Raw genomic sequence first — 26,449 nt, 5'->3', positions numbered from 1 at the left:
AAAACCCGGCCTTGGCCGGGTTTTTTATTTGGGGGAGGTATTTGATTTTGAATAGGCCAGGTTGCCGAGTATACCACCCACGAAACAGCACAACACTAGGCCAATCGCCAGCAACTCGAAGTTAGCCGACATCTGATCCTCGCCCTCAACGTGGCCAATAATCCAGTCTGAGAGAAAGGGAAAAGCCAGGAGCATAAGGCCGATACCTATTATCGCACCGGCAATAATTGCTGCTATCCGTTTCATATCACCTGCCAGAACCAGACTTCTTTTGATTTAAAGAAATCGCTAAAACGCTCATCCCAAGAAAGCCCCCATTGAATACGAAAATAGCTCGATAGTGTGGTTAAACGAGAACCGTTCCACAGATCTATATGATCTCCCGAGCGATTGCGAAAGTTTTCATTCCCTCGCTGCCAGTAATCTTTAAAAAAGATAATGCCGGTTTTGCCTTTCAGCACCCGTTCAAACTGGTTGGGTGTGACTTTTACCATGCGTCCTAGCCCCGGTATCGGTGTTCGTGCTAAGGCATTTGCCAGTTCTTCAGCACGCAAAATATGGCCCTCACTTTTCTTGTGTAGCCAACAAAAGTTCACGCCTGACAACTTACTGACATCATACCCACAATGAACCAAAGCTGCACCGATGCGTATAGCACACTGATCATCAAAGGCTTTATCACCATGGACAGTGCGGCATGGATACTCATCCCCATTGATTTGAGGATGCTTTTCCCAAAGTTTGTTAAAAGTTATCGACATATAATTCCTTTTAAATCATTCCATTATTCTCTAGCCCTCTGATGCCATAGCATATGTTGATACCCGTAGAGCTATTTAGATGACTGGAGGTGCTATTTAGAAAAGTCTAAGAAAGACAGATCGTTGGCGTGTTTCCAAAGATGGCCAGATCCTAGAGTATTGTCGTCACTAATGGTGATGTTTTGTTCGAAAAATAGACGTTGATCGCATTATGAGAAGAGGATATTTATGCACCGAATATTATGTGGCTATACGTTTTATTTTTAATATATTTAATTGATAATAAATAAAATATTAATATTGATTGATCGTGAAATCCCGGAGAAATTCCCTTCATTGGGGAGCGTGAGTATCCTTATTTCCTCAGATTTTCTCCGGTGTTCTATTGTTACTTCGCCTTGCGGAAGCTTTTTGCCTCGGCCGGTGAGTTGACCATCACGCCGTCGGCGCCCAGCGCCAGCGCCTGCTGATAATCCTGCGGCGAGTTGACGCCGAACAGGATGATGTGCGCCGGGCCCTGCGAGCGGAAACAGTCCATCGACTCTTTATCCCAGGTCAGAAACGCCTTCGAACGCCCTTCGCCGAGGGTATATTTCTCCACCACTTCCACCTCGCGCTTCAGCTCCAGCCCGTACCAGCGCGGCTGGCGGTTGTCCGGTTTGACATCGCACTGGTGCGCCATGGTGACGTTGGCCAGCAGCGTGCGGGTCTCGTCGCGGCTTTCGAAGCGCGGGATGGCCGGCGGCAGCGCCTGCAGGTATTTGGCGTCGGTGGAGTAGACGCGGATGCGGTTCAGGCTGTCGGTGCTTTCCAGCGTCGCCAGCAGCGCCCGGCCAAACTGCGCCGGATCGGCGTCCGGGGATTTGATGTCCAGATAGAAAGTCACGCGCGGGAAGGCCTTCAACACCTCATCCAGCCGCGGAATGCCGATGCCCTGGCCGCGGAACGGGTGCGCATCCCCCTTGGCGAAAGCCCAGCCGGCGTCGATCTCGGCCAGCTGCGCGGCGGTATAGGCAGAGACCGGGCCCTGTCGGTTGGTCAACGTTTTCAGATCCGAAGGGCGATACAGCACGATGACGCCGTCTTTGGATTCTTGCAGGGTGATCCAGATGGCGTCGGCGCCGTTTTTCAACGCGGTTTCGATGGCGATGCGGGTGTTTTCCGGCGCATCGGCGGTGCCGCCGCGGTGGGCGACGATCGCCGGCGCGTGACCGGCGGCGGCGCTGGCCGCCAGCGCGCTCAGCGACAGCGCGGAAGCCAGCAGCAAATGAGAAAATCTGATCATGTAGGGTACCTTTTCGTTGTCGTTGTGGTGAGCCGCACGGGATGGCGGAAATCATACTATTGAAAAATTAAGCTTTTTTAACAACGCGGAAATATCTGGCGGAAACGGCGCTTTCGTCGAACCCTGCGGCCTTGAGCTTTCGGTATCTGACTGTATACTTATACAGTGTTAATGGAGGGTGCGATGCGTAAAATCATTCATGTCGATATGGACTGTTTCTTCGCGGCGGTGGAAATGCGCGACGATCCCAGCCTGCGCGATATCCCGCTGGCGATTGGCGGCAGCGCCGATCGGCGCGGGGTGATCAGCACCGCCAACTACCCGGCGCGGCGCTACGGCGTGCACAGCGCCATGTCCACGGCGATGGCGCTCAAGCTGTGCCCGCACCTCACCCTGCTGCCGGGGCGCATAGCGGCTTACAAAGAGGCCTCGCTGCATATCCGTGAAATCTTCGCCCGCTATACCCCGCTGATCGAGCCGCTGTCGCTCGATGAAGCCTACCTCGACGTGACCGACAGCCCGCAATGCAACGGTTCGGCGACGCTGATCGCCCAGAAGATCCGCCAGGCGATCGCCGACGAGCTGAACCTCACCGCGTCGGCCGGCGTCGCGCCTATCAAGTTTCTCGCCAAAATCGCCTCCGAGATGAACAAGCCGAACGGGCAGTACGTGATCACGCCGGCGCAGGTGCCGGCGTTTTTGCAGCAGCTGCCGCTCAGCAAGATCCCCGGCGTCGGCAAGGTGACCGCCAAGCGCCTGGAAGAGGTGGGGCTTATCACCTGCGCCGACGTGCAGCAATACGATTTGGCGCAGCTGCTCAAGCGCTTCGGCAAGTTCGGCCGGGTGCTGTGGGAGCGGTGTCAGGGCATCGATCGGCGCGAAATCTCTCCTGAGCGGCTGCGCAAATCGGTGGGGGTGGAGCGCACGCTGGCGGAAGACATTCACGACTGGGAAGACTGCGAAACGCTGATTATCGACAAACTCTATCCCGAGCTGGAGATGCGGCTGCGCAAGGTGAAGCCGGATCTGCACATCGCCCGGCAGGGCGTGAAGCTGAAGTTTCAGGATTTTCAGCAAACCACCCAGGAGCACGTGTTCCCGGTGCTGAACCGGCAGGATTTGCTGGAGGTGGCGCGGCAGGCGTGGCGCGAGCGGCGCGAAGGGCGCGGCGTGCGGCTGGTGGGGCTGCATGTGACGCTGCTCGATCCGCAGCTGGAGCGGCAGCTGGCGCTGCCTTGGGAATAAAAAAGCCGGCAAGTCGCCGGCTTTTTGCGTTAAGCGCGCGGCTTATGCGCGCTCAGGGATCGCTTTCAGCAGCGAGGTCAACAGCTTCCAGTACAGACCGACGCTTTCGATATGCACTTGCTCATCCGGCGAGTGCGGGCCGGTGATGGTTGGCCCGATCGATACCATGTCCATGTTTGGATACGGTTTTTTGAACAGACCGCATTCCAGGCCGGCGTGGATCACCATGATGTTCGGCGTCTTGTCGAACAGCTCCTGATACAGCTCGCGCACCAGGTGCATCACCGGCGAGTCGGCGTCCGGCTGCCAGCCCGGGTAGCCGCCCTTCGGCGCCACCTTAGCGCCGGCCAGCTGGCCCAGCGCGGTCAGCATCTCGACCACGTAGTCTTTGCCGCTGTCGATAAGGGAACGGATCAGGCAGATGATTTCCGCTTCGTTTTCGCTGGTGGTGACCACGCCGACGTTCAGCGAGGTTTCCACCACGCCTTTTACCGCGTCGCTCATGCGGATCACGCCGTTCGGCGTACCGTTCAGCAGCGCCAGGAAGCGCTGCTGGCTGTCGGCGCTCAGCGCCTGCGAAGCGCTGGTGGTCGGCTCCAGCAGCACGGTGATGTTCTTCTCTTTGGCGGAGAGTTCGTTCTGCAGCACCGCCAGGAACTCCTGGCTCAGCGCTTTCAGCGCGTCGGCCTTGTCCGCCGGCACCGCAACCACCGCAGAGGCTTCACGCGGGATGGCGTTGCGCAGGGTGCCGCCGTTCAGATCCAGCACGCGCAGGTTCAGCGCCGCCGCATGGGCGAACAGGAAGCGCGCCAGCAGCTTGTTGGCGTTGCCCAGACCGACGTGGATCTCGGCGCCGGAGTGGCCGCCTTTCAGGCCCTTGAGGGTCAGCTTCAGGGTTTGATAACCGGCCGGCACCGCTTCGCGCTGCAGCGGCAGGGTAGTGATGAAGTCGATACCGCCGGCGCAACCCATGTAGATTTCGCCTTCTTCTTCGGAGTCGGTATTGATCAGGATATCCGCCTGCAGCCAGTTCGGCTGCAGCCCGAAGGCGCCGTCCATGCCGGCCTCTTCGGTCATGGTCAGCAGCACTTCCAGCGGGCCGTGCTCAACGCTGTCGTCGGCCAGCACCGCCAGGGCGGAGGCCATGCCGATGCCATTGTCGGCGCCCAGCGTGGTGCCGCGCGCTTTCACCCACTCGCCGGCGATATAAGGCTGGATCGGATCCTTGGCAAAGTCGTGCACGGTGTCGTTATTCTTTTGCGGCACCATGTCCAGGTGCGCCTGCAGCGCGACCGGCTTGCGATTTTCCATGCCTTTGGTGGCCGGCTTGCGCAGCAGGATATTGCCGACCCGATCGCGCTCGGCGTGCAGGTTCTTTTCTTTGGCCCAGGTGAGGATGTGCTGCGCCAGCGCTTCTTCATGATAAGAAGGGTGGGGGATAGAACAGATCTTGGCGAAAATATCCCACAGCGGCTGTGGCGAAAGCTGAGACAATTCAGACACTATAAGTCTCCTGTGACGGCAGGCTCCGACAGGACGGGCGTGCCGCGCGGTTAAGGTGAGCGGGTATCTGTGCGTCGTGGCACGATCACCAGAGAATATCACTTTATTTCCGGCGGTGCGCGCACCGTATTGTGCGGTTTAAGCGCTTGATCACACGGCTTCGCTGCGAGAACGTTCGCTTTTTCAGCATCAATCACCGAAAAGCCGCGCGGCGGAAATCGCGAGGTTTTCCTCGGTACAACTGGAATTCAACGCGGCCAGTCTCTATAATCTCGCGCAACCTTTTTTCCCCTGAACTATAAAGTAAGCCGCTTCACCAGCCGGCTGGGACACGATTCTATGAGCGAAAAATACGTTGTTACCTGGGATATGCTGCAAATGCACGCACGCAAGCTGGCGCACCGCCTGCTGCCTGCCGACAAATGGACGGGCATCATTGCCGTAAGCCGCGGCGGCCTGGTGCCGGCGGCTCTGCTGGCGCGCGAACTGGGCATCCGCCATGTGGATACCGTCTGCATTTCCAGCTACGACCATGACAACCAGCGCGAAATGAAAGTGCTCAAGCGCGCCGAAGGCGACGGTGAAGGCTTCATCGTGGTGGATGATTTGGTGGATACCGGCGGCACCGCGAAAGCGATCCGCGATATGTACCCGAAAGCGCATTTCGTCACCATCTTCGCCAAACCGGCGGGCCGTCCGCTGGTGGACGACTACGTGGTCGACATCCCGCAGGACACCTGGATCGAACAGCCGTGGGATATGGGCGTCAGCTTCGTTCCACCGATCGGCGGCCGCTAAGCCCAGCCAGTTCCAAGCAAACGCCCGGTTATGCCGGGCGTTTGCGTTATTTTGGTTTCTCCCGCCAGAGTTAGGTACACTACCTCCAGTTAAGTAGGCCTTTTGCGGCCTATCGCCAGATTTACGGAGGCTGTTGTTACCATGGCACAGGCCAACCTTTCTGAAATTCTTTTCAAGCCCAAATTCAAACACCCTGAAACCTCGACGCTGGTGCTGCGCGCGCGCAACAAAGTGAGCGCCGCCATGCATTCCGCATTGGAAGGCGACACCACCGGCAGCTGGTACCGCATGCTGAATCCGCTGCTGTGGGCCTGGCGTGGCGTCAGCCCGATCGAAATCCACGAAGTGCTGGCGCGCATCGCCGCCTCGGACGCCGAACGCAGCAATCCGCAGCGGCTGGATACCGTGGTGGGCTACCGCAACGGCAACTGGATCTACGAGTGGATCCATCAGGGCATGCAGTGGCAGCAGCGGGCGACGGAGCAGCAGGATCCGCTGCTCGGCGGCCAATACTGGCTGAAGGCCGCGAGCCTGTACAGCATCGCCGGTTACCCGCACCTGAAGGGCGACGAGCTGGCCGAACAGGCGGAGATGCTCGCCAACCGCGCGTACGAAGAGGCGGCGCTGCTGCTGCCGTATCAGTTGAAAGAGCTGGAGTTCCGCATCGAAGGCGGCGCCAGCGTCACCGGCTTCCTGCACATGCCGGAGAAGGGCGAAGCGCCGTTCCCGACGGTGCTGATGTGCGGCAGCCTCGATACGCTGCAGACCGACTATCATCGCCTGTTCCGCGACTACCTGGCGCCGCACGGCATCGCCATGCTGACGCTCGACATGCCGTCGATCGGCTCCTCCTGCAAATGGAAGCTGACGCAGGATTCCAGCTACCTGCACCAGCAGGTGCTGATCCAGCTGGCCTCGGTGCCGTGGGTGGATCATCAGCGGGTGAGCGCCTTCGGCTTCCGCTTCGGCGCCAACGTGGCGGTGCGGCTGGCCTACCTGGAGCCGCAGCGGCTGCGCGGCGTAGCCTGCCTGGGGCCGGTAGTGCATCGCCTGCTGTGCGACAGCAGCACCCAGCTGAACGTACCGGACATGTATATGGACGTGCTGGCCAGTCGCATGGGCATGGCCAACGCCTCCGACAACGTGCTGAAGGTGGAGCTGAACAGCTACTCGCTGAAAATGCAGGGGCTGCTGGGGCGCCGTTGCCCGACGCCGATGATCTCCGGCTACTGGGAGCGCGATACGCTCAGCCCGAAAGAGGAGTCGCAGCTGATCGTCACCTCCTCGGTGAGCGGCAAGCTGGTCGCCATCCCGCGCACCCCGGTTTACGACAGTTTCCACCGGGCGTTGCTGCAAATGTCCGGCTGGCTGAAGGACAAAATGCGTTAATTAGTTGCTAAATTTTAACAGTTTGTTAAAAAGAGTGGTCTACATTGAGGAGGTTAGAGAATGACGTTACCGAGTGGTCACCCTAAAAGCCGACTAATGAAACGTTTTGCCAGCTTGGGGCCGTACCTGCGTGAAGGGCAATGTGAAAACGACCGTTTTTTCTTTGATTGTTTGGCCGTCTGCGTCAATGTAAAGCCAGCTCCGGAGAAGCGCGAGTTCTGGGGCTGGTGGATGGAGCTGCAGGCGGAAGAGGCGCGCTTCACCTATTCGTACCAATTCGGCCTGTTCGACAAAGAAGGCGACTGGACGGCGCAAAACATTAAGGATGATGAAGTGAACGCCAAGCTGGAAGACACCCTGCGCGACTTCCATCGCCGCTTGGGCGAGCTGCTGGCGACCATGGAACTGGGGCTGGAACCCGCCGACGATTTCAAAGAAAAACTGATCAAACTCTCCGCCTGACCCCGTTTGACCACGTATTGTGCTGATTTCGCGTTGTGCCTGTTGGCATAACGCGTCTCTCCTGTTACAAAGACCTTTGCACTCTTCTTCTCATCATTACACACGGCAGAAATACTATGAACGGCAGCCAGACATTGGTTGTGAAATTGGGCACCAGCGTGTTGACCGGCGGATCGCTGCGTCTGAACCGCGCCCACATCGTCGAATTGGTGCGCCAGTGCGCGCAGCAACACGCCGCGGGCCACCGCATCGTCATCGTCACCTCCGGCGCCATCGCCGCCGGGCGCGAACACCTGGGCTACCCCGAGCTGCCCGCCACCATCGCTTCCAAGCAGCTGCTGGCGGCGGTGGGGCAGAGCCGCCTGATCCAGCTATGGGAACAGCTGTTTTCCATTTACGGCATCCACGTCGGGCAGATGCTGCTGACGCGCGCCGATCTGGAAGACCGCGAGCGCTTTCTCAACGCGCGCGACACCATGACGGCGCTGCTGGACAACCGCATCGTGCCGGTAATCAATGAGAACGACGCCGTCGCCACCGCCGAAATCAAGGTGGGCGACAACGATAACCTGTCGGCGCTGGCGGCCATTCTGGCCGGGGCCGACAAACTGCTGCTGCTGACCGATCAGCAGGGCCTCTACACCGCCGATCCGCGCAACAACCCGCAGGCCGAACTGATCCGTGAAGTGCACGGCATCGATGACGCGCTGCGCGCCATCGCCGGCGACAGCGTCTCCGGCCTGGGCACAGGCGGCATGGGCACCAAGCTGCAGGCGGCCGACGTGGCCTGCCGCGCCGGCATCGACGTGGTGATCGCCGCGGGCAGCAAACCGGGCGTGGTGGCGGACGTGATCGAAGGCAAACCGGTGGGCACCCGTTTCCACGCGCTGGAAACCCCGCTGGAAAACCGCAAACGCTGGATCTTCGGCGCGCCGCCGGCCGGCGAGATCACCGTCGACGATGGCGCGGTGGAAGCGATGATGGCGCGCGGCAGCTCGCTGCTGCCGAAGGGCATCCGCGACGTGAAGGGCGACTTCTCGCGCGGCGAAGTGATCCGCATCCGCAACCTGGCGGGGCGCGATCTGGCGCACGGCGTCAGCCGCTACAACAGCGACGCGATGCGCATGATCGCCGGGCACCACTCGCAGGAAATCAGCGAAATCCTCGGTTATGAATACGGTCCGGTGGCAGTGCACCGCGACGATATGATTGTCAGTTAGTTAAGGAGTGAGCATGCTGGAGCAGATGGGGAAGGCCGCCAAGCAGGCCTCCTGGCAGCTGGCGGTGCTGAGCACGGCGAAGAAGAATCAGGTGCTGTCGGTGATGGCCGACAGGCTGGAGGCCAACAGCGAAGCGATCCTGCTGGCGAACGAACAAGATATGGCGCAGGCGCGCGCCACCGGCATGAGCGAAGCGCTGCTCGATCGCCTGCTGCTGACCCCGGCGCGGCTGGCGGCGATCGCCAACGACGTGCGCCAGGTGTGCCGCCTGAACGACCCGGTCGGCCACGTGCTGGACGGCAACCTGCTGGACAGCGGGCTGAAGCTGGAGCGCCGCCGGGTGCCGCTCGGCGTGATCGGCGTGATTTACGAGGCGCGGCCCAACGTCACCATCGACGTCGCCAGCCTGTGCCTGAAAACCGGCAACGCGGTGATCCTGCGCGGCGGTAAAGAGACGCATAACACCAACCAGGCGACGGTGAAAGTGATCCAGCAGGCGCTGGAACAGTGCGGCCTGCCGGCGGCGGCGGTACAGGCGATCGACAGCCCGGATCGCGCGCTGGTGAACGAGCTGCTACGCCTGGATCGCTATGTCGACATGCTGATCCCGCGCGGCGGCGCCGGCCTGCACAAGCTGTGCCGCGAGCAATCGACCATCCCGGTGATCACCGGCGGCATCGGCGTGTGCCACACCTACGTGGATGCCGACGTCGATTTCGACAAGGCGCTGACGGTGATTGAAAACGCCAAGATCCAGCGCCCGAGCGCCTGTAACTCGCTGGAAACGCTGCTGGTGAACCGCAGCATCGCCGCCGAGTTCCTGCCGGCGCTGAGCGCCAAAATGGCGGCGGCGGGCGTGACGCTGCACGCGGCGGAAAACGCGCTGCCGCTGCTGCAGGGCGGCCCGGCGACGGTGGTGCCGGTGAACGCGGAGGATTACGACGACGAATGGCTGTCGCTGGATCTGAACGTATTGCTGGTGGACGATATCGATCAGGCCATCGACCACATCCGCACCCACGGCACCAACCACTCCGACGCGATCCTCACCCGTTCGCTGAGCAGCGCAGAGCACTTCGTGCGCGCGGTGGACTCTTCGGCGGTGTACGTCAACGCCAGCACCCGCTTCACCGACGGCGGCCAGTTCGGCCTGGGCGCGGAAGTGGCGGTGAGCACCCAGAAACTGCACGCCCGCGGCCCGATGGGCCTGGACGCGCTGACCACCTACAAGTGGATTGGCTACGGCGACGATCTGGTGCGCAGCTAAGGCCGGATTGAAGCAGTAAAGACGTCAGGGCGCAGCGTGCTGCGCCCTGAGTGTTTTTGGGGGGCACGGCAGTATCACTGCTTGCAAAACAACCAAACGCCCCGGCGGCTATTGACTCATTTCGCGCGCAGGTCTACCTTGTTCAACGCACTTCCGACTTGCCCCGCAGGCCCGGTTCGATGCCGATATAGCTCAGTTGGTAGAGCAGCGCATTCGTAATGCGAAGGTCGTAGGTTCGACTCCTATTATCGGCACCACTCCCTCTTCCTGTAACGTCCGTAGTCATCCTGAAATTTATTAAATAACAATGCATTGATTGGGTTTTATGTCCGTGACTGTCCGGCGCTGTCCTGTGGAATCCAATATCAGGTGTGTGTAGAATTGCGTGTACTTCTGTTCGGTCTTGAATTTCTATACACATGCGACTTAATAACTTACAAATCCGGAATGCTAAACCTACCTCTAAACCTTACACGTTGAGTGATGGGTTGGGCTTATCCCTTTTGGTTGAACCCAATGGCAGCAAGAGCTGGCGCTTTCGTTATCGCTTTGCCGGTAAGCCTAAGATGATTTCATTCGGCGTCTATCCTGCCGTTTCGTTGGGCGATGCTCGGTCAAAGCGCGATGAATCCAGAAAATTAGTTGCTGAGGGGCAGAACCCCAGCACAGTGCGTAAAGAGAAAAAGTTGGCGCAGCTATACGGGAATGCGAACACCTTTGAAGCGATAGCGAAGGAGTGGCATAAGTCCAAATTGGCGACGTGGTCAGAAGGCTATGCGACCGATATCATGGACGCGTTCAACATTGATATTTTCCCCTATCTGGGGCAGCGCCCCATATCAGCGATAAAGCCGCTTGAGCTACTCACAGTGCTTCGCAAAATTGAGGCGCGTGGGGCGCTTGAGAAAATGCGTAAGGTCAGACAACGCTGTGGTGAGGTCTTCCGATATGCCACGGCAACCGGGCGGGCGGAGTTCAACCCGGCCGCCGATCTCTCCAGCGTTTTGATTAGCCCAAAATCTACTCATTATCCTTTTTTATCCGTTGATGAAATCCCCGGATTTCTTGCGGAGCTGGAGGCCTACTCCGGCAGTCGGTTAGTACAACTGGCGACGAAGTTGCTGATGTTGACCGGGGTCCGGGGTATTGAGCTGCGCATGGCAAAATGGCATGAGGTTGATCTGGATAACGCGCTTTGGGAAATCCCGCAAGAGCGCATGAAAATGCGTCGAGCCCATCTCGTACCATTATCGATGCAGGCGGTGGCTATCTTGAATGAGCTGAAGACGCTTACAGGTAACTATCGCTATATTTTCTCGGGACGGAATGATGTGAACAAACCGATGAGCGAAGCGAGTATCAACCAGCTTCTCAAACGTATCGGTTATCACGGTCGGCTCACGGGCCACGGCTTCAGGCACATGATGTCCACCATTTTACATGAGCAGGACTTCAATACCGCCTGGATAGAGATACAGCTCGCGCACGTGGACAAGAATGCCATTCGCGGCACTTACAACCATGCCCAGTACCTTGAGAAGCGTCGTGACATGTTGCAGTGGTACGCCGATTTTATCGCGGGCCTTGCTCGCCAGTCTCACCGCCAATAAATCGTTAAAACCCCCTGGCGCGCAATGCTACCCCCGCCACGCCTGCGCGCTTTATGTGTCGCTTTTTATGCACCTGCATGGGAGGCCGCCGGCCGCGCCCTTGCTGGCGCGGCAGGGGATATAAAATGCATGCTCTTACATGCGAAATCATGCACCTTATGCATGCACGAGCAATTTGACACCAGCTAGCCAGGAAAAAATCCTTTTTTGATGACGAGGTGAGAGGGTGTAGCGACTGGCGTTGTCGTGCGTCACTGCAAACCGGTTGCCGAAGGCCGTTTCTAAAACGGGGGAGATGTGCCGAGCGTTGACGATAATCGTATCAGAGTGTTTTTAGTTTTATCCCTAACTCTTCATACTGTTCACAAAAATAAAAAAGAAACATAAATCAGTAGTTAGTGGGGTGAAGAGTGTCGGCTGTATCCGTTCACCCAGTGTCCACGCCTGTTCACCGGCGCTCGCGAAGCCTTTTCCTTGGCTAGCGGTGTTTGGCGGTTTTTCCCTATTAATCAACCGCCCATTCATCGCTCAGTCTTTTCGGCCGGTTTGCCAACAAAGGTCAATAAAGGCCAATATAGGCCAATATGTACACTTGATTGAAAAGTAAGCATAAAATCTGTTCCACCACACAACAACGCCTTGTTGCTACCCCGGTAAATATTCACATAATAGGGCGCTACCGAAGTTCACACAGTCCCGGCCAGCGTTGGCCGGACACAAAAAGGTAGCGTTTTTATGTTGACCGTTTCCACCCCCACTCCATCTACCCCGTCACCGGTGCTTTCTGGCGGTTACACCCCGCGCGAGCGCTTTATCCGCCTGCCGGAAGTGCTCTACACCACCGGTCTGTCCCGCTCCACCGTGTACGAGATGATGAGCCGCCGGCAGTTTCCGATACAAGTTTCCCTCGGCGGTAAAAACGTCGCCTGGCTGGCCTCCGAGGTCGAGCAGTGGATGGACGAGCGTATCGCCAACCGTCACCAGGGGGCCGCCGTATGATGAAGCTAACCTTGGGTCGCCAACATTTCACCCTTGATGAGCGTGACGCGCTGTTTGTGGCGGAAGCTATCCTGTTACAACGCAAAGAGCCTGGCGTCGTTTTGCCGGAGCACCGCAGCGAAAAACACGGCGTTATTCGTCTGGCGAGTCGCCAGGCTGAACCGCGCCTGTTCCGTGCCGGGCCGGTGCCGCTGACCTGCGCGGCTGCCGATACCCGCAACGACCAACTGACCGACTGTTGATCACTATGCGATCGATTGAACGTCCGGGGGCGTCTTACGGCTTGCCCCTACGTCCGGCCCTGCGCTATAGTCCTCCCGCTGCCGCAAAATCGGCAGCCGGGCGTGGAAACCCGTGTTTAACTATGGCGACACAACACGCGCCACGCGTGTTTTTTTATGTCGCAGCCTTAGTGCGCTCATTTTTTGCGCGGTGCATGTTATGCTACCGCAGCAGTCAATCAATGGTGGCTCAGGCGGGGCTGACTTCGGTCAGGCCGGTTTACATAGTTACCGGTATTTCCACCCCCGTCTGGGCTACCACCCATAAGCGTGGAAACTTCGGTGGTAGCTGTTATCAGCTAACTATGGAGGCTACCGCTATGGCTACGACCCTCACCCCGACTCACCCGACATTCTGCTTTTTGTTTGCGGCCGTACGCCGTTCTGCGCTGACGGCTTCGCCCCGTATCGTGCGCACCGTGGCGGATAGCGAACGCAACGCCCGCCGCCTGCTGGCCCGTGATTACGTGTTGTCCTTTGCCGGTCGTCTGCCGGTTAAGGCGGCAGCATGAACACCCTGGCCGACCACTACTACCGCGATACCCATTACCCTATCCCGCATGCCGATTTTCTGCGTCTTCAGCATGCGCACGCCACCGGCGTGCTGTTCCTCGACCTGCTGGACACTCTCGACCTCGGCGGGCAGCGCCCCGATGCCGTGCAACAGGCATCGTTTGCCTCGGTCATTGCCTTGCTGACCGACCAGCTCGGCCATGTCGTCAACACCTGTGAAACCCTAATCCTTGCCCGCATGGAGGCTACCGCCGCATGAACACTGCATCCTGTTTACCGATTGAAGTCCGTACCGCCGTTTTCCGCCGCGCCGTGGCGCAGGCCTATCTGGACACCTGCGACTTTTACCGGGTGAGCCTGGGGTACACGCTGGACGAGCTGCAGATGACGATTGCCCTGCGTCTGGAAGGGCACTTTGTGCGTCAGTACGGCGCAGAGGACGGCATGGATATGGCGTGCACCATGCTGAGCGACATGGTGCAGCCGGACGTTCTGGTGGCCGCGCCGCGCCTGACCGAGCTGGGGCAAAAGATGATGGACGAACTGTGCTGCGAGCGCCTGTCGGCGGCACAGAACGCGACCGTACACTGAGGAGAAGAGCATGAGCGCCCAGTTCGTTTCCCAGACCGTACGCACCGCCACCGGCCACTGGCCGGTGATACTCCCGGCCCTCGGCATCGCCTTGCAGCCGAACGGCAAGCCGCAGCCGTGTCCAACCTGCGGCGGCAAAGACCGCTTCCGTTTCGACAACCAGGACGGGCGCGGCACCTGGTTCTGCAATCAGTGCGGGGCCGGTGACGGCCTCAACCTGGTGGAAAAGGCCCTGTCACTGTCTGCCCGGGCTGCCGCCGAACAGGTGGCTGCCGTGATGGGAGAAAACACCAACGCTCTGCCACCGGCCGCTGAGAGCGGTCATTCACCACAAGACAAGGCTGAGGCCCAGCGCAAGGCCGCGCGACAGGCACAGGCTCTGGTGGCTGCCGCGCAGTCCCAGACCGGCAACGCCTACCTGAGCGCCAAAGGCTGGCCGGAGGCAGAAACCCTGACCTTGCACGGCAAGCCGCTGCGCGTCGGCGGTATCACCTTCCAGCCCGGTGACCTGTTGCTTCCGCTGCATAATGCCGGGGGTGAGGTGGTCAACGTGCAGCTGATTAACGCCAATGGTGACAAGCGCATGCTGGCAGGTGGGCAGGTGAAAGCCGCCTGCCACACCCTCTGCGGCCCGGACAACGCGGTTATCTGGCTCACCGAAGGCTACGCCACCGGTCTCACTGTGCACCGCCTGAGCGGTGAGACGGTGTGCGTGGCGCTGAGCGCCAACAACCTGGCGGCGGTGGCAGAGCAGCTGCGCAGCCATTACCCGGATGCACGGTTGCTGCTGGCGGCCGATAATGACCGCAGCGGCACCGGGCAGACCCGCGCCGCCGAGGCGGCCACACTCACCGGCGGCACTCCGGCACTGCCACCCACAGAGGGCGACTGGAACGACGTCTACTGTAATCAGGGAATTGAGGCCACGCGCGCGCAGCTCCGGGCGTTCAGCCAGCCGCTGCAACCCAGCCCGTTCGACACGCTGAGCGATGCCGATTTAAAAGCCATGAGTGCCAGCGAGAAAGCTGAGCTGCTGGCCGAGCACTACGGCAACACCCTGGCGGTGCCGCCGGTGGGGGAAGAGCTGTGCCGCTATACGCGCGGCGCCTGGCAGGTGCTGCCACAGCGACAGCTGAGCCGGGAGATTGCCGCACTGTTCCAGAAGGTGCGCGCGCCGTTCTCCGCCGCCGGTATCAACAGCATTCTGGACACCCTCAAACTGATGGTGCCGCAGATGGGTGACCCGGCCCGCCGGTTGATTGGTTTTCGTAACGGGGTGTTTGATACCGTCAGCGGGCAGTTTAGCGCCCACCGGCAAGAGCACTGGCTGCGCACCGTCAACAGCGTAGACTACACGCCGCCGCGCGCCGGGGAGAACCTGGCCGACCATGCACCGCACTTCTGGCAGTGGCTGACGCGGGCCGCCGGGGGCAATCACGACAAACAGGAGCGTATCCTCGCGGCGCTCTTTATGGTGCTGGCCAACCGCTACGACTGGCAGCTGTTCCTCGAAGTGACCGGGCCCGGCGGCAGCGGCAAGAGCGTAATGGCAGCCATCGCCCGGCTGCTGGCAGGTAGTGACAACACCACCTCCGCCACCATCGACAACCTGGAGTCGGCGCGCGAGCGGGCCAGCGTGGTGGGTTACTCGCTGATTATCCTGCCTGACCAGGAGAAATGGAGCGGTGACGGGGCGGGCATCAAGGCCATCACCGGCGGCGATGCGGTCGCCATCGACCCCAAATACCGCGATGCCTACGCCGCCCACATTCCGGCGGTGATACTGGCGGTGAACAACAACCCGATGCAGTTCAGCGACCGCAGTGGCGGTGTCTCCCGCAGGCGGGTGATTATTACCTTCCCGGAGACGATACCGCCGGCCGAGCGTGACCCACAGCTGCTGGACAAAATCACCGGCGAGCTGGCGGTGATTGTGCGTCACCTGATGCAGCGCTTCGCCAACCCGAACGAGGCCCGCACCTTGCTCCAGGCGCAGCAAAGTTCGGACGAGGCGCTGACTATCAAGCGCCAGGCCGACCCGCTGGTTGATTTTTGTGGCTACCTGACCGTACTGGGCACCCCGGAAGGGATGATGATAGGCAACGCCAACATTACCCCGCCGAACCCGCGCCGTTACCTGTACCACGCCTATCTGTCGTTTATGGCGGCCAGGGGCTACCAGCACGTGATGAACCTGACGGCCTTTGGCCTGGCGGTGCCGCAAACGCTGAGAGAGTATGAGAAAACACTGCTCAAGCGTAAAACCCGACTGGGCATGCAAACCAACGTGGTGTTGAGTGAAGAGTGCGAAGCGGACTGGCTGCCGAAGTGCGGGGCGGTGTGATGATGAGCAGGACGATCGGCCGGGCCGATCAATAGACCATTATTGATCTGCCGAACCCATTGGACGCTCACTCGTCGCGCCGCCTATAGTGGCAGTGAAAAATATGCAGCAACACCAGGGTATAACCCCGGCCGCAGCGCGGCCGGTATCATAACGACAAGCGCTCCCCAAACCGGCTCAGGCCGGTTTTTTTACGCCTCCCCATTGAGTCGCTGCCGGGCGGTCTGTTTATTGCTGCGATATCATCGTCGCCTGTGTAAACACGATCCAATATAGCGACGCTGCCTTCCCCTCGCCTGGAGAGTTTCTTGAGGCACGCGCTGCACCATAGGGTTGTTCTCCAGTCAGTTGAGTGGGGGCGCAGCGGGAGGCGTAACGACCACGCCCCGGCGCTGCCCCTGCGTCGGCATCATAACCCCCCAGGGATAGGCCGGCTGCTGGGCTTTCTCATACTGATAAACAATGAGCTGCGCCAGATTGCGGTGGTCATAACGGCGGCCGAAATTGAGCGCAATGCTGCTGGGGGCGGCCAAAATCACGTGGATGCGTTCGGCGCCACACGCCGTCAGCATTTTTACCTGTTCGATAAATTGCAGCGCCAGCCGGGTTTGTTTGGACAACGACCAGTGATTACCGAGCGTTGTCGCGTTCAGCGAGATATGTGACAGCGGGTAAGCGGGGAAGGTTTGACGTATGGCCGTAATGTCGGCCTGGTAGGACACCGAGACGGCCAACACGACATCTTTGGCTGCTGTGGTGACGAGGCTTTCCATCAGGGTAAAATCGGCGCGGTCGTCATCGGCATTGTTATCAATCAGCCGCCAGGCTTCTTGCGCTCTGTCCCAGTCAAAGACGCAGACCGGGCCATTGTCATCGAGAACGGCGCCAATGTAGAAGGTGAACGGAACCGGCAATTGCCCGCCATACACCAGCGTCAAGTCCTGATGGTCGATACCGTCAATCCGGGAGGCGATATTGCTGGCCAGCGTGCTGATATTGTCGTCAAAGGCCTCTTCCGGGTGACTGATTGCGCCATCTCGCACCCGCTGTGTCATATCGAGGGTTAATGCGTCTATCTTTCTGTTGAAATAACGGGATACCGTTTTATGCAGCGGCGTTGTCGCGACTTTTCGCAGTGCTCTGCCTTCTATGACCACCACCTTTTTGCGCACCGTGATTTTAGCTTCCCGGTAGGCGTCGACCAGCAGCCAGACAAATCCCCCCAGGACGATGAACGCCGCCACAAAATTGACGACAGAGTCCGTGATGACATTCCCTTCCGAGACGGTCAGTGAGAAGCGGGCGTCGCCTTTCTCCAGCGTTAACGCCTTCCCCAGCGAGTTGTTCGCACCCAGGATCCCGGCGCCCAGCAGCATGATGAGGTATTGAATTTTCCGCTGGCGGGTTTTCCAGTCGATCAGCTTGATCAGAGCATACTTTATCGTTTCCATGTCAGTGCTTCTCCCTCATGTATTCGTTTATCTTCAAAAACATCTCGGCCTGATACAGCGCATCATCCAGTGCGTTGTGACTGCCGTGATTTTTGAGATTAAATCGGGCGTCGATACGGCTGGAGCGAGTGTCCTGCCAGTCGCAGCCGGTGGCGCCCATGTACAGGGCCTTGATATCGAGAGCGGTAAAACCAAAGGGGTTATGGCCGAGATAAACGTGAAAGTAGTAATTGATGAATGACCAGTCGAACGCCGCATTGAAACCGACGAAAATCGGTTTACTCGTTGCGTCGGTGACGGACGTTAACCAATGGGCAAATTGCTGCATGGCCTCTTTCGGGTCGATACCACGCGTTATTTGGGTGTGCAGATTGAAACCGGTGACGGCCAACGCTTCGGGATCGTAATGCAGATTTAGCGGCTGCACTTCAATGTAAAAGCGTTCCGCCGGGCGGTCGATGACGCAGGCGCCAATAGAGAGCAGGCTGCACACGCCGGGTATGGGCCCGGCGGTTTCAATATCGACCGAGATAAAGCCTTCATGTTCAACGTTCATTTTTAACCTCACTGACTCGTGGGTGCTTGCCGCCGCCTTCCCAGTCGCGGGTGTACAGCCACTGTTCAAAGTAAAACAGCCAGAGCGACGCCCAGGGAATGATCGTGTCGCTGATTTTTAACTGGGCGCGCCATTCGCTGAGCCCGTTGTCGGCCTGTGAGCCAGGCAAAAACAGGCACAGCCTGGCGCCGGGGATATGTTTATCGGCGGGATACAGGTGCGGGATGGTTCGCGTACCGGCCAGCGCAAAGAGATCCGGTTCTGTCACCACGCAAATCGGCGGGGTACGCAGGCTGTATCTGACAGTGACCTTGTAGCGGCGGCTGAATAGCGAGGGCTGCAGCCACCCTTCCCAAAGCAGCGTGCGGTCGTGATTGGTAATGCGCAGCAGTTCATAAGGGCCGCTCGCTTTCAACGCGCGATATTGCTGGGCAATGCTCAGCGGTTTGCAATGATGCCGGATAACCACGTTATTCACCGTAGAAGGTATTTTTAGGCACGCCGGCATTGGCCGCCGTGCTGGCGAGGCCGGTGGCGATCAACCCGCCGGTGTTCTTATCAAGATGCAGGCTGCCTTGCTCTCTGGCTGACTGCATATGCTCCATCAGGCGTTGTCTGACGCTATCGACCGGATCTTTACCAAAGCTGTCTTCGAGACTGAGGAACAGGTTATCTTCCCCCACGCTGGCGGCGATGGTGTTAAACGTCGCCAGGGCCGCGGCATGCCAGTGGTAAAAGGCTTCGCTACGCTGAGGCCCCTCATCCTGCTCTGAGCGGTTCCACTTCTCGGCGAAGTTTTCCTCCGGCATGTGCGGGTTGTTGACCTGTATCTCTCCCTGTGTCGACACGATGAAATCCGGCATCAGTTCCAGGACGTCTAACAGAATATCCAGGTCGTTGTCGTAGGCGCGCCTGTCAGCAATGATATGGTTGTAGGCATGGCAAGCCAGCGTGGTGATGATGACTGAAATCGGGCGGCAGCGCTGATGGATATCATCCTGATCGACGGCCCATTCGTCACGGTGGCGTTTGAGAATTTGTACGATGCGATTAAGCAGTTTTTTGTCGGTACTGTCCGGCAGTGGGAGTAACGCCTCGGTGCCCACGCGGCTGGCGGAGTCCGTGAGCAGGGCAATGCGCAGCGGTTGCACGCTGGCGCTGCTCTCGAACCACTCGGCGTAACCGCTGGGGTTGGACTCCTTCCAGGCGGTTTTCGCATCAACGACCCACAGCGGCTGGCCCGGACGTTCTGCTACACCGGTGTGATCGCGGCCCGGCGTGATATCCAGATGATAATCCCCGGCATAGTTGATACGGAATCCACGGAGTAAATCGCTTAATAGGTCTTTATAAGTGTTATGTGACTCCAGTCGCTGGCGAATGGCTGATATCACGCCGGTATAATCTGCCTGGGTGGCATGGGGCAGATAACAAATCAGGTCAATATCGTATTGCTCTTCATTTTTGGGCTTAACGGTGGTGTTGAGCCGCACGCTGCCCTGCGGGTAAATAACGGCGTCTTGCAATAGCGGATCGTCGCCTTCAGAAAGGAAGGTGCCGACCCCGTTATAGGCGCTTTCGATGTTGGCATACTGGGTTTTGGTGAGATCCAGCGTTTCAATCATTTGCGATAATAAATCGGCGATACGCTGTTTTTTTCCTGAAGGCAGGCTTCTGGCGGTAGCGGAACTGTACATAGTATTTCCTTATGCTATGAGGGCCGGTGTACTGCGGGCGTGAGAACGCCACAGCGGCCAATAATAAAAAGAGGCGAAGCGATAAGTCGCGGAGGGCCAAGGCCACTGCCGTTAATTATGAAGCTTGGGTTACCTCAGGGGCATTCCGGCAGGCTGAGCAGGTTATTGGGCTGTTCGCCGTCATTTTGCGTCTTGAGGTATTTATTCCCTGCCGCGCTGGTTGAGACAATCACCCAGACGGAATGGCCATTTGCGGTGACCCAAAAACGCCAGGTGCCCGCCTCGATACCGGCAATGGCATCTGCCTGGGGCAGTGACCAGCGGGTGCCATCGGCATTGACGCCGCCGATAGCCTGAATGCGCTCATGTGCGTTTTGACGATCGGATTTTCTTATACAGGTGACTTGATTGTCTGACATAACAACTCCTTGGTTAAGGGGGGACATTTACGTAAGGCATAAACAATGGAACCGAGGTGTTTTGCGTATACCCTATGCTGAAATAGTTGCTGTAAAGGCATCGTCGTTAATGAAATGACGCTTAATAACAAAACCTTTTACGGGGCATGACTTTTAAATATACTCCATGAATTAATCATGTTTTTTGTTTTTCATAAAGTCAATGTAAGTGTGTGTTTTTTATTTTAAGTTATATAATTTTTATAATTTAATTTTTGGTGTTTAAGGTTTTCGTTTGATTTTGGCGGTGGTTTGGTTACTGGTGATGAGATTTATTTGACGTTTTGTTCTCTGCGCAACTCCAACTTTTATATCCTTATCAAGAAAATAAATTATATTTTTTAGATAACGCCACGTCTTGACGTGGTTGCTGCAGTATGGCGATAGTGTAGCGAACGTGACGATACTAACAGCCCTATCGGCAGCTGAGTGCAGATGAAAAAACGAAGCTTTCATTCTTAGTCTATGGGTATCCACTTAAAGACGATGATGAAGAGACCTCATCGGAATGAGGCCCGTAGAGGAAACACCGAACAGATGAACTGCCGATAAGCGTCGGTCATTCAGGTGATAACCGACGTTAGTTAAGCTATATGGCGGGCAACTAGTGCTCAGCGGCGCAGATGAGATAGCCGGTATTAAGGGATTTCACCAGTATCAGGTTGTCTTTCAATCGCCATATTTCAATTTGAAAATCGATACCTGGTAGTTCCGGCAAAATATCCGCCAACCAAATATCGTCGGGGGTGAGGTCGCTAGGGTGCTTAGTCACTTTAACAATATTGGCTTGATTGACGTGGTTGATCTTTTGTGGAACCAATGTGAAATAGGCGGTTCTGGAAAGTAAATAACTGTTGTTATCAGTTTTTACTTTTCCCAGTAGGGAAAAAAATCCTTCGTGTTCATTTTTCAAAAATAGGGTGATTCGCCCATCGAACAGTGTGAAATTATTGTCTTTTTCAATATGGGTTTTGTAATGCGATGTGCATTTGAATGGCTCCGCCGCACTCATGCTGAATGAAAAAAATAACAAGAAAAGTAGCGAGTTGAGTGCTAAAAGAAATCTTTTCATTTTGATGTATTTCTCTGGCTTTTGATGTTGAAGCAAGTATTGTAACGGTCGTTATCTGATTTGCTACAAACAGAAATTAGATCGGCTCGGACGGTGCGTTTACCTATCCTATCCTCAAGGTAGAAAACATCACTCGGAAAGCTTGTACAATCCACCTCTTCCCTCTTTAACACGGCATTCACTTCAGATAGAACATCATTTTTCTGAAACACCTGGCCTATGATATAAACGTTACAGTTATCAATTTTTGCTATTTTATGATAGGCATGGCTATCATTGCTGATATTTTTTAAAAAAAATATGCATAGGATAACTAAAGTAATTCCTGTCAAAACGGAATACACTTTGCGATGAGGAAATGATGTTATTTCTCGATCGCCCAGCTTTACCAGAACCGTTTTCGGGGCTGCATCTTCACTAATTTCTGATACCTTTTCCTCTTCTACTGATTCTGATGAAATAACAGCCGGATCCATAATGTCAATCTTAGATTCAAATCTGAAGCCCAGTTTTGGAATGGTTATGATCAATTCATGTTTGTAACCTAACGATGAAAATGCCTTGCGTAATTCACTGATGTAATTATTTAATCCCGCATTTGATGCTGTAAATCCATAGGTAAGCCATACATTTTCCAATAACGTATCTCGGTTAACGTTTACTCCACTGTTTTGTATTAGTGTCAGCAGTAAACGAGTGGCAGGTTTAGTCAGCCTGGTCACTATCTGCGTATTTTCATACAGGTAAAGTGTCATTTCATTTGAATCAAAAACAACGGTTTTGTTGACTATGTATTTCATTTTTATAAGTTTTATATTTGATTTCAGGTGAGTGTGTCTGTCGCTATCCTATCTATTGGGTTCGAATTTTCAAGAAAAATCTCATTATTTATGAGGCTCGCAATTTCGATTGAAAATTTATGTTTATTATCATGAATTAAGAGTCTGCAATGAATGCTTTTTTTAATCATTTTTGGAATAAAAAAATAATAAATGCATTATTAATGGTTTTTTATTTTGAATAAATATCATTATTTAGTTTATTTTGCTGATTTTGTTATTGCTGGAGTATCATCTTCACATCGCCAAATCAGGGAGGGTGTGCACTCGATGCTCTCCTTGTCGGCGAAAAAAGAAGAGTAGGACTCTTTCCTTATCAATTTTTTGTACATATGGAATTAACACAATGAAACTGAACAAAATCATGCTGGCTGCAGTAATGACTCTGGGTACTATTTCTATGGCTAACGCGGCTAACCAGGGTGGCGGTTCTGTGACCTTCAAAGGTTCCATCATTGATGCGCCATGCTCTATCGAGCCAGGCTCTCTGGATCAAACCGTTAAACTGGGTGATATCGCTTCCGCACAGCTGAAAAACGGCGGCAAGTCTACCCCGCAGGATATCCTGATCAAGCTGGTCGGTTGTGATGTGCAAACGGCTAAAACCGTAACCACCACCTTCAGCGGCACTGAGTCTGAAGCGGCTCCTGGCCTGCTGGCGATGAAAGGCTCCGCACGCGGCGCCAGCATCGCCATCAACGACATCGACGGTAAACTGCTGCCGCTGACCACCGCCAGCAAGGCACAAAAAATTGAAGACGGTCAGGCCACCCTGCGTTTCAGCGCCCACCTGCAGGGCGACGGTGCCTCTGCTGCCATCGTCCCGGGTGAGTTCAACTCTGTCGCCGACTTTACCCTGGCGTACCAGTAAGCCCACGGCGATAAATTCGCACGGTTAATTTAATTGCATGCGGGGCAACCCGCATGCTGCTTATTAACGCGTTATGTGGAGACGTGGGTATGCACTCACAGCGTGGCAAAAGGATATTGCACAGCGCGGTGCTCGTTAATCTGTTGCTGTGTTCCTCCCTGGCGCAAGCCGCCAATCAGGGGCGTGGCGAAGTGACCGTGAATGGCAGGATTATCGCCTCGGCCTGCGCCATTGATACCGAAAGTCTTGACCAGACCATCACCCTGGCGACATTGCCTGTCAGCCAGATTATTCGCGATGGTCAGAGCAAACGGCATGAGTTCAATATTAAGCTGGTGAACTGCACATTAGAAAGATTTAATCCTGCGCTGGATGACTGGCGCTATTTTGCCGTGACGTTTGACGGCAAAGACGATGCCGGATTATTTGGCATAGACGGTAATGCAAAAGGTATTGCCCTGCAAATTACCGATAAGAAGGGGAATGTCGCCATGCCGGGAGTACCCATGGCAAAAAATGACATTCAACCCGGTACGATGGAATTTAATTATGGTCTGCGGCTGATGGGCAATAACCAGGTAGTGAAAGCCGGGAGTTATTACTCCACCGTGCGCTTTAAAATGGATTACTACTGAATCTGCCTGACGCTGCCACGGCGAATTAAATAATTATTGATAAGGGTCTACGGATGTCAATTACTCCGTCATATGGCTGTATAGGGAAAATACGACCGCGGATCTTGGGGCTGTTGATCGCCTTTATTCTGGCGGGGAACGCTGTTTGCGCTGTAGCGGCTGATATTGAATTCAATACCGACGTATTGGATGTGACGGATCGCGCCAATATTGACCTGGAGCAGTTTTCCCGCGGCAACTTTATTATGCCCGGTGATTATTTGTTTACCGTGCATATCAATAAACAAACCCTGCCCGACCAGCCGGTGGTGTATTACCCGCCGGATGACGATGCCAAAGGCAGTGAAGCCTGCATTACCCCGCAGCTGGTTGAACAGCTGGGGCTGAAAGAGAGTGCTCTGCAAAAAGTCACCTGGTGGCACCAAAACCAGTGCATGAACCCTGAGAGCCTGGAGGGCATGGAGGTGCGGGGCGATTTGGGCGCGGCGGCCTTATACCTGAGTATTCCGCAGGCGTACCTGGAGTACACCGCCGAGAACTGGGACCCGCCGTCGCGCTGGGACGAAGGCATCCCCGGCCTCCTGTTTGACTACAACCTGAACGGGCAGGCTCAGCGTCAGCAAAAGCAGGGCACGCAGAGTTATAACCTCAGCGGCAACGGCACGCTGGGCGGCAACCTGGGGGCCTGGCGGCTGCGGGCCGACTGGCAGTCGCGACTGGACCGCCAGAGTGGCGCCGTAAAATCGACCCGCTCCAGCTGGGACTGGAGCCGTTACTACGCCTACCGCGCACTGCCGAAACTGGGCGCCCGGCTGACGATGGGGGAGGACTATTTAAACTCCGATATCTTTGACAGTTTCCGCTTCGCCGGCGCCAGCCTGGTGACCGACGACAACATGCTGCCGCCCAACCTGCGCGGCTATGCGCCGGAGGTGACCGGTGTGGCGCGTACCAACGCCAAGGTGGTTATCCGCCAGCAGGGGCGCGTGTTGTATGAGACCCAGGTGGCGGCGGGGCCATTTCGTATCCAGGACATCAACGACGCGGTCAGCGGCCAGCTGGACGTGCGGGTGGAGGAGCAGGACGGCAGCGTGCAGGAGTTCAAGATGGACACCGCCAGCATCCCGTACCTGACCCGTCCCGGGTCGGTGCGTTACAAGCTGGCGGCCGGCCGCCCCGCAGACTGGGAGCACCACAGCAACGGGCCGATGTTCGGCACCGGCGAGTTTTCCTGGGGCGTGAGCAACGGCTGGTCGCTGTATGGCGGCGGCGTAGCGGGCGGTGATTACAACGCGCTGGCGCTGGGGGTGGGGCGCGACCTGATGATGTTCGGCGCGCTCTCCTTCGACGTCACTCAGTCGCGTGCCAGCCTGCCGCAGGACGGCACGTTGCGCGGCGGTTCATACCGGTTGAGTTATTCCAAGCGCTTTGACGATTACGACAGTCAGGTGACCTTCGCCGGCTACCGCTTCTCGGAGCGTAATTACATGTCGATGAGCGAGTACCTGGATGCACGTACGTACGGTACGCGCCACAACAGCAGCAAGGAGATGTACACCATCACCTTTAACCAGCAGTTCCGGGACCTGGGGTTGAGTGCCTATCTCAACTACAACCACCAGACCTACTGGGACCGGCCGGCGAACGACCGTTACAACCTGACGCTGTCGCGCTATTTCGACCTGGGGCGTTTTCGGAATATCAGCCTGTCGCTGACCGGTTACCGCAACAAGTACAACGGCACCAACGACGATGGCATGTACCTGTCGCTGTCGCTGCCGTGGGGCCGCAACGGCTCGCTGAGCTACAGCGGCAGCTACAACCGCAACGATACCACCCAGCAGGTGGGGTACTACGACCGGCTCAATGAACGCGACACCTATCAGGTGAGTGCCGGCAGCGCGCGCAGCGGCGCCACCGCCAGCGGCTACTACAGCCACAGTGGTGACATCAGCCAGATGAATGCCAGCGCCAGCTATCAGGCCGGCCAATACAGTTCGTTCGGGTTATCGCTGCAGGGCGGTGCGACCGCCACCCTGAAAGGGGCGGCCCTGCACCGCAGCAGCATCAGTGGCGGTACTCGCATGCTGCTGGATACCGACGGCGTGCCGGGCATTCCTGTGCGCGGCTACAGCACGCCGACCCTGAGCAACGCGTTCGGCAAGGCGGTGGTGGTGGATGTGGGCAGCTATTACCGCAACCAGTTCAGCATCGACCTGAACACGCTGCCGGAGAACGCCGAGGTCAGCCAGAGCGTGGCGCAGGCCACGCTGACCGAAGGTGCCATCGGCTACCGCCGCTTTGAGGTGATTGCCGGTGAGAAGGCGATGGCGGTGATACGCCTGGCGGACGGCAGTGCGCCGCCGTTCGGCGCCACGGTGCGCAACGGCAAGGGACAAGAAGTGGGCATCGTCAACGACAACGGCGAGGTGTACCTGAGCGGCATCAATGCCGGTGAAGGGATGCGCGTGAGCTGGGGCGGTACCGAGCAGTGCGGCATTACCCTGCCGCAGACACTGGCGCCGGGCCAGTTGGCCAATCTGTTACTGCCTTGTGGCCCGGTGGCCGACGGCAAGGCGTTAAACACGAGTGAAGAGTAGAG

27 protein-coding genes and 1 tRNA gene are annotated in these 26,449 nt (G+C 57.0%); 17 read left to right on the top strand and 11 right to left on the bottom strand.

Annotated elements, in window-relative coordinates; translation table 11 throughout:
* Positions 1-24 precede the first annotated feature (24 nt).
* The 3 genes from ACF8MC_RS09510 to ACF8MC_RS09500 form a co-directional block, all read right to left on the bottom strand.
* Positions 25-246, bottom strand: coding sequence for a hypothetical protein (locus tag ACF8MC_RS09510; RefSeq protein ID WP_049196489.1), 222 nt, complete (start codon positions 244-246; stop codon positions 25-27).
* Complete coding sequence (locus ACF8MC_RS09505) at positions 243-761, bottom strand: type VI secretion system amidase effector protein Tae4 (RefSeq protein WP_164105761.1); 519 nt, start codon at positions 759-761, stop codon at positions 243-245. The genes ACF8MC_RS09510 and ACF8MC_RS09505 overlap by 4 nt, the downstream gene beginning before the upstream one ends.
* Positions 762-1,149: 388 nt before the next feature.
* Positions 1,150-2,046: a glycerophosphodiester phosphodiesterase family protein gene (locus ACF8MC_RS09500; RefSeq protein WP_049196488.1), complete on the bottom strand. Its 897-nt coding sequence runs from the start codon at positions 2,044-2,046 to the stop codon at positions 1,150-1,152.
* Between the two features lie 183 nt (positions 2,047-2,229).
* Here ACF8MC_RS09500 and dinB point away from each other — a divergent pair, with 183 nt between their 5' ends.
* On the top strand, positions 2,230-3,291 hold the full coding sequence (dinB, locus tag ACF8MC_RS09495; RefSeq protein ID WP_103774566.1) for a DNA polymerase IV: 1,062 nt from the start codon (positions 2,230-2,232) through the stop codon (positions 3,289-3,291).
* A gap of 42 nt (positions 3,292-3,333) precedes the next feature.
* Here dinB and pepD read toward each other — a convergent pair whose 3' ends face one another.
* Positions 3,334-4,794, bottom strand: a complete 1,461-nt coding sequence (gene pepD, locus ACF8MC_RS09490; RefSeq protein ID WP_033649935.1) for a beta-Ala-His dipeptidase — start codon at positions 4,792-4,794, stop codon at positions 3,334-3,336.
* Positions 4,795-5,133: 339 nt separating this feature from the next.
* On the opposite strand from pepD, the gene gpt reads away from it, so the two are divergent.
* From gpt to ACF8MC_RS09425, 13 genes are all read left to right on the top strand, one after another.
* Positions 5,134-5,592, top strand: a complete 459-nt coding sequence (gene gpt / locus ACF8MC_RS09485) for a xanthine phosphoribosyltransferase (RefSeq protein WP_033637215.1) — start codon at positions 5,134-5,136, stop codon at positions 5,590-5,592.
* A 141-nt stretch (positions 5,593-5,733) separates the two neighbouring features.
* On the top strand, positions 5,734-6,981 hold the full coding sequence (frsA, locus tag ACF8MC_RS09480) for an esterase FrsA (RefSeq protein WP_033653332.1): 1,248 nt from the start codon (positions 5,734-5,736) through the stop codon (positions 6,979-6,981).
* A 60-nt stretch (positions 6,982-7,041) separates the two neighbouring features.
* The gene (gene crl, locus ACF8MC_RS09475) at positions 7,042-7,443 is read left to right on the top strand and encodes a sigma factor-binding protein Crl (RefSeq protein ID WP_004930258.1); all 402 of its coding nucleotides are present in this window, start codon (positions 7,042-7,044) and stop codon (positions 7,441-7,443) included.
* Between the two features lie 116 nt (positions 7,444-7,559).
* Positions 7,560-8,663, top strand: coding sequence for a glutamate 5-kinase (proB, locus tag ACF8MC_RS09470; protein WP_033637217.1), 1,104 nt, complete (start codon positions 7,560-7,562; stop codon positions 8,661-8,663).
* A gap of 13 nt (positions 8,664-8,676) precedes the next feature.
* Positions 8,677-9,930, top strand: a complete 1,254-nt coding sequence (proA, locus tag ACF8MC_RS09465; protein ID WP_015376739.1) for a glutamate-5-semialdehyde dehydrogenase — start codon at positions 8,677-8,679, stop codon at positions 9,928-9,930.
* Positions 9,931-10,111: 181 nt separating this feature from the next.
* Positions 10,112-10,187, top strand: a tRNA-Thr gene (locus tag ACF8MC_RS09460).
* 162 nt (positions 10,188-10,349) lie between these two features.
* Positions 10,350-11,540, top strand: coding sequence for an integrase arm-type DNA-binding domain-containing protein (locus ACF8MC_RS09455; RefSeq protein ID WP_033649938.1), 1,191 nt, complete (start codon positions 10,350-10,352; stop codon positions 11,538-11,540).
* Positions 11,541-12,275: 735 nt separating this feature from the next.
* On the top strand, positions 12,276-12,539 hold the full coding sequence (locus ACF8MC_RS09450; protein WP_033649939.1) for an AlpA family transcriptional regulator: 264 nt from the start codon (positions 12,276-12,278) through the stop codon (positions 12,537-12,539).
* The gene (locus ACF8MC_RS09445; RefSeq protein WP_033649940.1) at positions 12,536-12,781 is read left to right on the top strand and encodes a hypothetical protein; all 246 of its coding nucleotides are present in this window, start codon (positions 12,536-12,538) and stop codon (positions 12,779-12,781) included. The genes ACF8MC_RS09450 and ACF8MC_RS09445 overlap by 4 nt, the downstream gene beginning before the upstream one ends.
* Positions 12,782-12,786: 5 nt before the next feature.
* Positions 12,787-13,332 carry a host cell division inhibitor Icd-like protein gene (locus tag ACF8MC_RS09440; RefSeq protein ID WP_071998180.1) on the top strand — a complete coding sequence of 182 codons (546 nt, stop codon included), beginning with the start codon at positions 12,787-12,789 and terminating at the stop codon, positions 13,330-13,332.
* Positions 13,329-13,592 carry a hypothetical protein gene (locus ACF8MC_RS09435; protein ID WP_085286334.1) on the top strand — a complete coding sequence of 88 codons (264 nt, stop codon included), beginning with the start codon at positions 13,329-13,331 and terminating at the stop codon, positions 13,590-13,592. The genes ACF8MC_RS09440 and ACF8MC_RS09435 overlap by 4 nt, the downstream gene beginning before the upstream one ends.
* Complete coding sequence (locus tag ACF8MC_RS09430; protein ID WP_164105762.1) at positions 13,589-13,924, top strand: DUF5375 family protein; 336 nt, start codon at positions 13,589-13,591, stop codon at positions 13,922-13,924. Before ACF8MC_RS09435 ends, ACF8MC_RS09430 begins: the two co-directional genes overlap by 4 nt.
* Positions 13,925-13,934: 10 nt before the next feature.
* Positions 13,935-16,268, top strand: a complete 2,334-nt coding sequence (locus ACF8MC_RS09425) for a primase-helicase zinc-binding domain-containing protein (protein ID WP_164105763.1) — start codon at positions 13,935-13,937, stop codon at positions 16,266-16,268.
* A gap of 344 nt (positions 16,269-16,612) precedes the next feature.
* Here ACF8MC_RS09425 and ACF8MC_RS09420 read toward each other — a convergent pair whose 3' ends face one another.
* From ACF8MC_RS09420 to ACF8MC_RS09390, 7 genes are all read right to left on the bottom strand, one after another.
* Positions 16,613-17,719, bottom strand: coding sequence for an SAVED domain-containing protein (locus ACF8MC_RS09420; protein WP_033647427.1), 1,107 nt, complete (start codon positions 17,717-17,719; stop codon positions 16,613-16,615).
* 1 nt (position 17,720) lies between these two features.
* Positions 17,721-18,275: a 3'-5' exonuclease gene (locus ACF8MC_RS09415; protein ID WP_033647425.1), complete on the bottom strand. Its 555-nt coding sequence runs from the start codon at positions 18,273-18,275 to the stop codon at positions 17,721-17,723.
* Positions 18,265-18,744: a hypothetical protein gene (locus tag ACF8MC_RS09410; RefSeq protein ID WP_225845534.1), complete on the bottom strand. Its 480-nt coding sequence runs from the start codon at positions 18,742-18,744 to the stop codon at positions 18,265-18,267. The genes ACF8MC_RS09415 and ACF8MC_RS09410 overlap by 11 nt, the downstream gene beginning before the upstream one ends.
* Before the next feature lies 1 nt (position 18,745).
* The gene (locus tag ACF8MC_RS09405) at positions 18,746-19,972 is read right to left on the bottom strand and encodes a nucleotidyltransferase (protein WP_033647422.1); all 1,227 of its coding nucleotides are present in this window, start codon (positions 19,970-19,972) and stop codon (positions 18,746-18,748) included.
* A gap of 134 nt (positions 19,973-20,106) precedes the next feature.
* A complete protein-coding gene (locus ACF8MC_RS09400) occupies positions 20,107-20,391 on the bottom strand; it encodes a DUF3892 domain-containing protein (protein WP_033647420.1) in 285 nt (94 codons plus the stop codon).
* 643 nt (positions 20,392-21,034) lie between these two features.
* Complete coding sequence (locus tag ACF8MC_RS09395; protein ID WP_033647520.1) at positions 21,035-21,502, bottom strand: hypothetical protein; 468 nt, start codon at positions 21,500-21,502, stop codon at positions 21,035-21,037.
* Positions 21,499-22,302 carry a winged helix-turn-helix domain-containing protein gene (locus ACF8MC_RS09390; protein ID WP_071998123.1) on the bottom strand — a complete coding sequence of 268 codons (804 nt, stop codon included), beginning with the start codon at positions 22,300-22,302 and terminating at the stop codon, positions 21,499-21,501. Before ACF8MC_RS09390 ends, ACF8MC_RS09395 begins: the two co-directional genes overlap by 4 nt.
* Positions 22,303-22,687: 385 nt before the next feature.
* On the opposite strand from ACF8MC_RS09390, the gene ACF8MC_RS09385 reads away from it, so the two are divergent.
* The 3 genes from ACF8MC_RS09385 (at position 22,688) to ACF8MC_RS09375 (ending at position 26,447) form a co-directional block, all read left to right on the top strand.
* Positions 22,688-23,212 (top strand): fimbrial protein, encoded by a 525-nt coding sequence (locus tag ACF8MC_RS09385; protein ID WP_033647419.1) that lies wholly within the window; start codon positions 22,688-22,690, stop codon positions 23,210-23,212.
* Positions 23,213-23,301: 89 nt separating this feature from the next.
* On the top strand, positions 23,302-23,847 hold the full coding sequence (locus ACF8MC_RS09380) for a fimbrial protein (RefSeq protein WP_033647418.1): 546 nt from the start codon (positions 23,302-23,304) through the stop codon (positions 23,845-23,847).
* 53 nt (positions 23,848-23,900) lie between these two features.
* Entirely contained in the window at positions 23,901-26,447 is a 2,547-nt protein-coding gene (locus ACF8MC_RS09375; RefSeq protein WP_164105764.1) for an outer membrane usher protein, read from the top strand.
* Positions 26,448-26,449 lie beyond the last annotated feature (2 nt).

The organism is Serratia sp. LACPHL-BACT-2024-00286, from assembly GCF_043109535.1.
In the GTDB taxonomy this organism is placed as follows: domain Bacteria; phylum Pseudomonadota; class Gammaproteobacteria; order Enterobacterales; family Enterobacteriaceae; genus Serratia; species Serratia sarumanii.
Note: the sequence above shows the minus strand (reverse complement) of the source record. Positions and strands in the feature narration are given on the sequence as shown.

What these genes read in the sequence shown, in the direction of transcription:
- proB (WP_033637217.1), top strand. Translation starts at nt 7,560, where the DNA reads ATGAACGGCAGCCAGACATTGGTTGTGAAATTGGGCACCAGCGTGTTG.
- ACF8MC_RS09400 (WP_033647420.1), bottom strand. Translation starts at nt 20,391, where the DNA reads ATGTCAGACAATCAAGTCACCTGTATAAGAAAATCCGATCGTCAAAAC.
- ACF8MC_RS09440 (WP_071998180.1), top strand. Translation starts at nt 12,787, where the DNA reads ATGCGATCGATTGAACGTCCGGGGGCGTCTTACGGCTTGCCCCTACGT.
- proA (WP_015376739.1), top strand. Translation starts at nt 8,677, where the DNA reads ATGCTGGAGCAGATGGGGAAGGCCGCCAAGCAGGCCTCCTGGCAGCTG.
- ACF8MC_RS09425 (WP_164105763.1), top strand. Translation starts at nt 13,935, where the DNA reads ATGAGCGCCCAGTTCGTTTCCCAGACCGTACGCACCGCCACCGGCCAC.
- ACF8MC_RS09435 (WP_085286334.1), top strand. Translation starts at nt 13,329, where the DNA reads ATGAACACCCTGGCCGACCACTACTACCGCGATACCCATTACCCTATC.
- ACF8MC_RS09450 (WP_033649939.1), top strand. Translation starts at nt 12,276, where the DNA reads ATGTTGACCGTTTCCACCCCCACTCCATCTACCCCGTCACCGGTGCTT.
- ACF8MC_RS09445 (WP_033649940.1), top strand. Translation starts at nt 12,536, where the DNA reads ATGATGAAGCTAACCTTGGGTCGCCAACATTTCACCCTTGATGAGCGT.
- ACF8MC_RS09405 (WP_033647422.1), bottom strand. Translation starts at nt 19,972, where the DNA reads ATGTACAGTTCCGCTACCGCCAGAAGCCTGCCTTCAGGAAAAAAACAG.
- ACF8MC_RS09430 (WP_164105762.1), top strand. Translation starts at nt 13,589, where the DNA reads ATGAACACTGCATCCTGTTTACCGATTGAAGTCCGTACCGCCGTTTTC.
- gpt (WP_033637215.1), top strand. Translation starts at nt 5,134, where the DNA reads ATGAGCGAAAAATACGTTGTTACCTGGGATATGCTGCAAATGCACGCA.
- ACF8MC_RS09390 (WP_071998123.1), bottom strand. Translation starts at nt 22,302, where the DNA reads ATGAAATACATAGTCAACAAAACCGTTGTTTTTGATTCAAATGAAATG.
- ACF8MC_RS09510 (WP_049196489.1), bottom strand. Translation starts at nt 246, where the DNA reads ATGAAACGGATAGCAGCAATTATTGCCGGTGCGATAATAGGTATCGGC.
- ACF8MC_RS09455 (WP_033649938.1), top strand. Translation starts at nt 10,350, where the DNA reads ATGCGACTTAATAACTTACAAATCCGGAATGCTAAACCTACCTCTAAA.
- ACF8MC_RS09500 (WP_049196488.1), bottom strand. Translation starts at nt 2,046, where the DNA reads ATGATCAGATTTTCTCATTTGCTGCTGGCTTCCGCGCTGTCGCTGAGC.
- dinB (WP_103774566.1), top strand. Translation starts at nt 2,230, where the DNA reads ATGCGTAAAATCATTCATGTCGATATGGACTGTTTCTTCGCGGCGGTG.
- frsA (WP_033653332.1), top strand. Translation starts at nt 5,734, where the DNA reads ATGGCACAGGCCAACCTTTCTGAAATTCTTTTCAAGCCCAAATTCAAA.
- ACF8MC_RS09505 (WP_164105761.1), bottom strand. Translation starts at nt 761, where the DNA reads ATGTCGATAACTTTTAACAAACTTTGGGAAAAGCATCCTCAAATCAAT.
- ACF8MC_RS09420 (WP_033647427.1), bottom strand. Translation starts at nt 17,719, where the DNA reads ATGGAAACGATAAAGTATGCTCTGATCAAGCTGATCGACTGGAAAACC.
- ACF8MC_RS09375 (WP_164105764.1), top strand. Translation starts at nt 23,901, where the DNA reads ATGTCAATTACTCCGTCATATGGCTGTATAGGGAAAATACGACCGCGG.
- ACF8MC_RS09395 (WP_033647520.1), bottom strand. Translation starts at nt 21,502, where the DNA reads ATGAAAAGATTTCTTTTAGCACTCAACTCGCTACTTTTCTTGTTATTT.
- ACF8MC_RS09415 (WP_033647425.1), bottom strand. Translation starts at nt 18,275, where the DNA reads ATGAACGTTGAACATGAAGGCTTTATCTCGGTCGATATTGAAACCGCC.
- crl (WP_004930258.1), top strand. Translation starts at nt 7,042, where the DNA reads ATGACGTTACCGAGTGGTCACCCTAAAAGCCGACTAATGAAACGTTTT.
- ACF8MC_RS09380 (WP_033647418.1), top strand. Translation starts at nt 23,302, where the DNA reads ATGCACTCACAGCGTGGCAAAAGGATATTGCACAGCGCGGTGCTCGTT.
- ACF8MC_RS09385 (WP_033647419.1), top strand. Translation starts at nt 22,688, where the DNA reads ATGAAACTGAACAAAATCATGCTGGCTGCAGTAATGACTCTGGGTACT.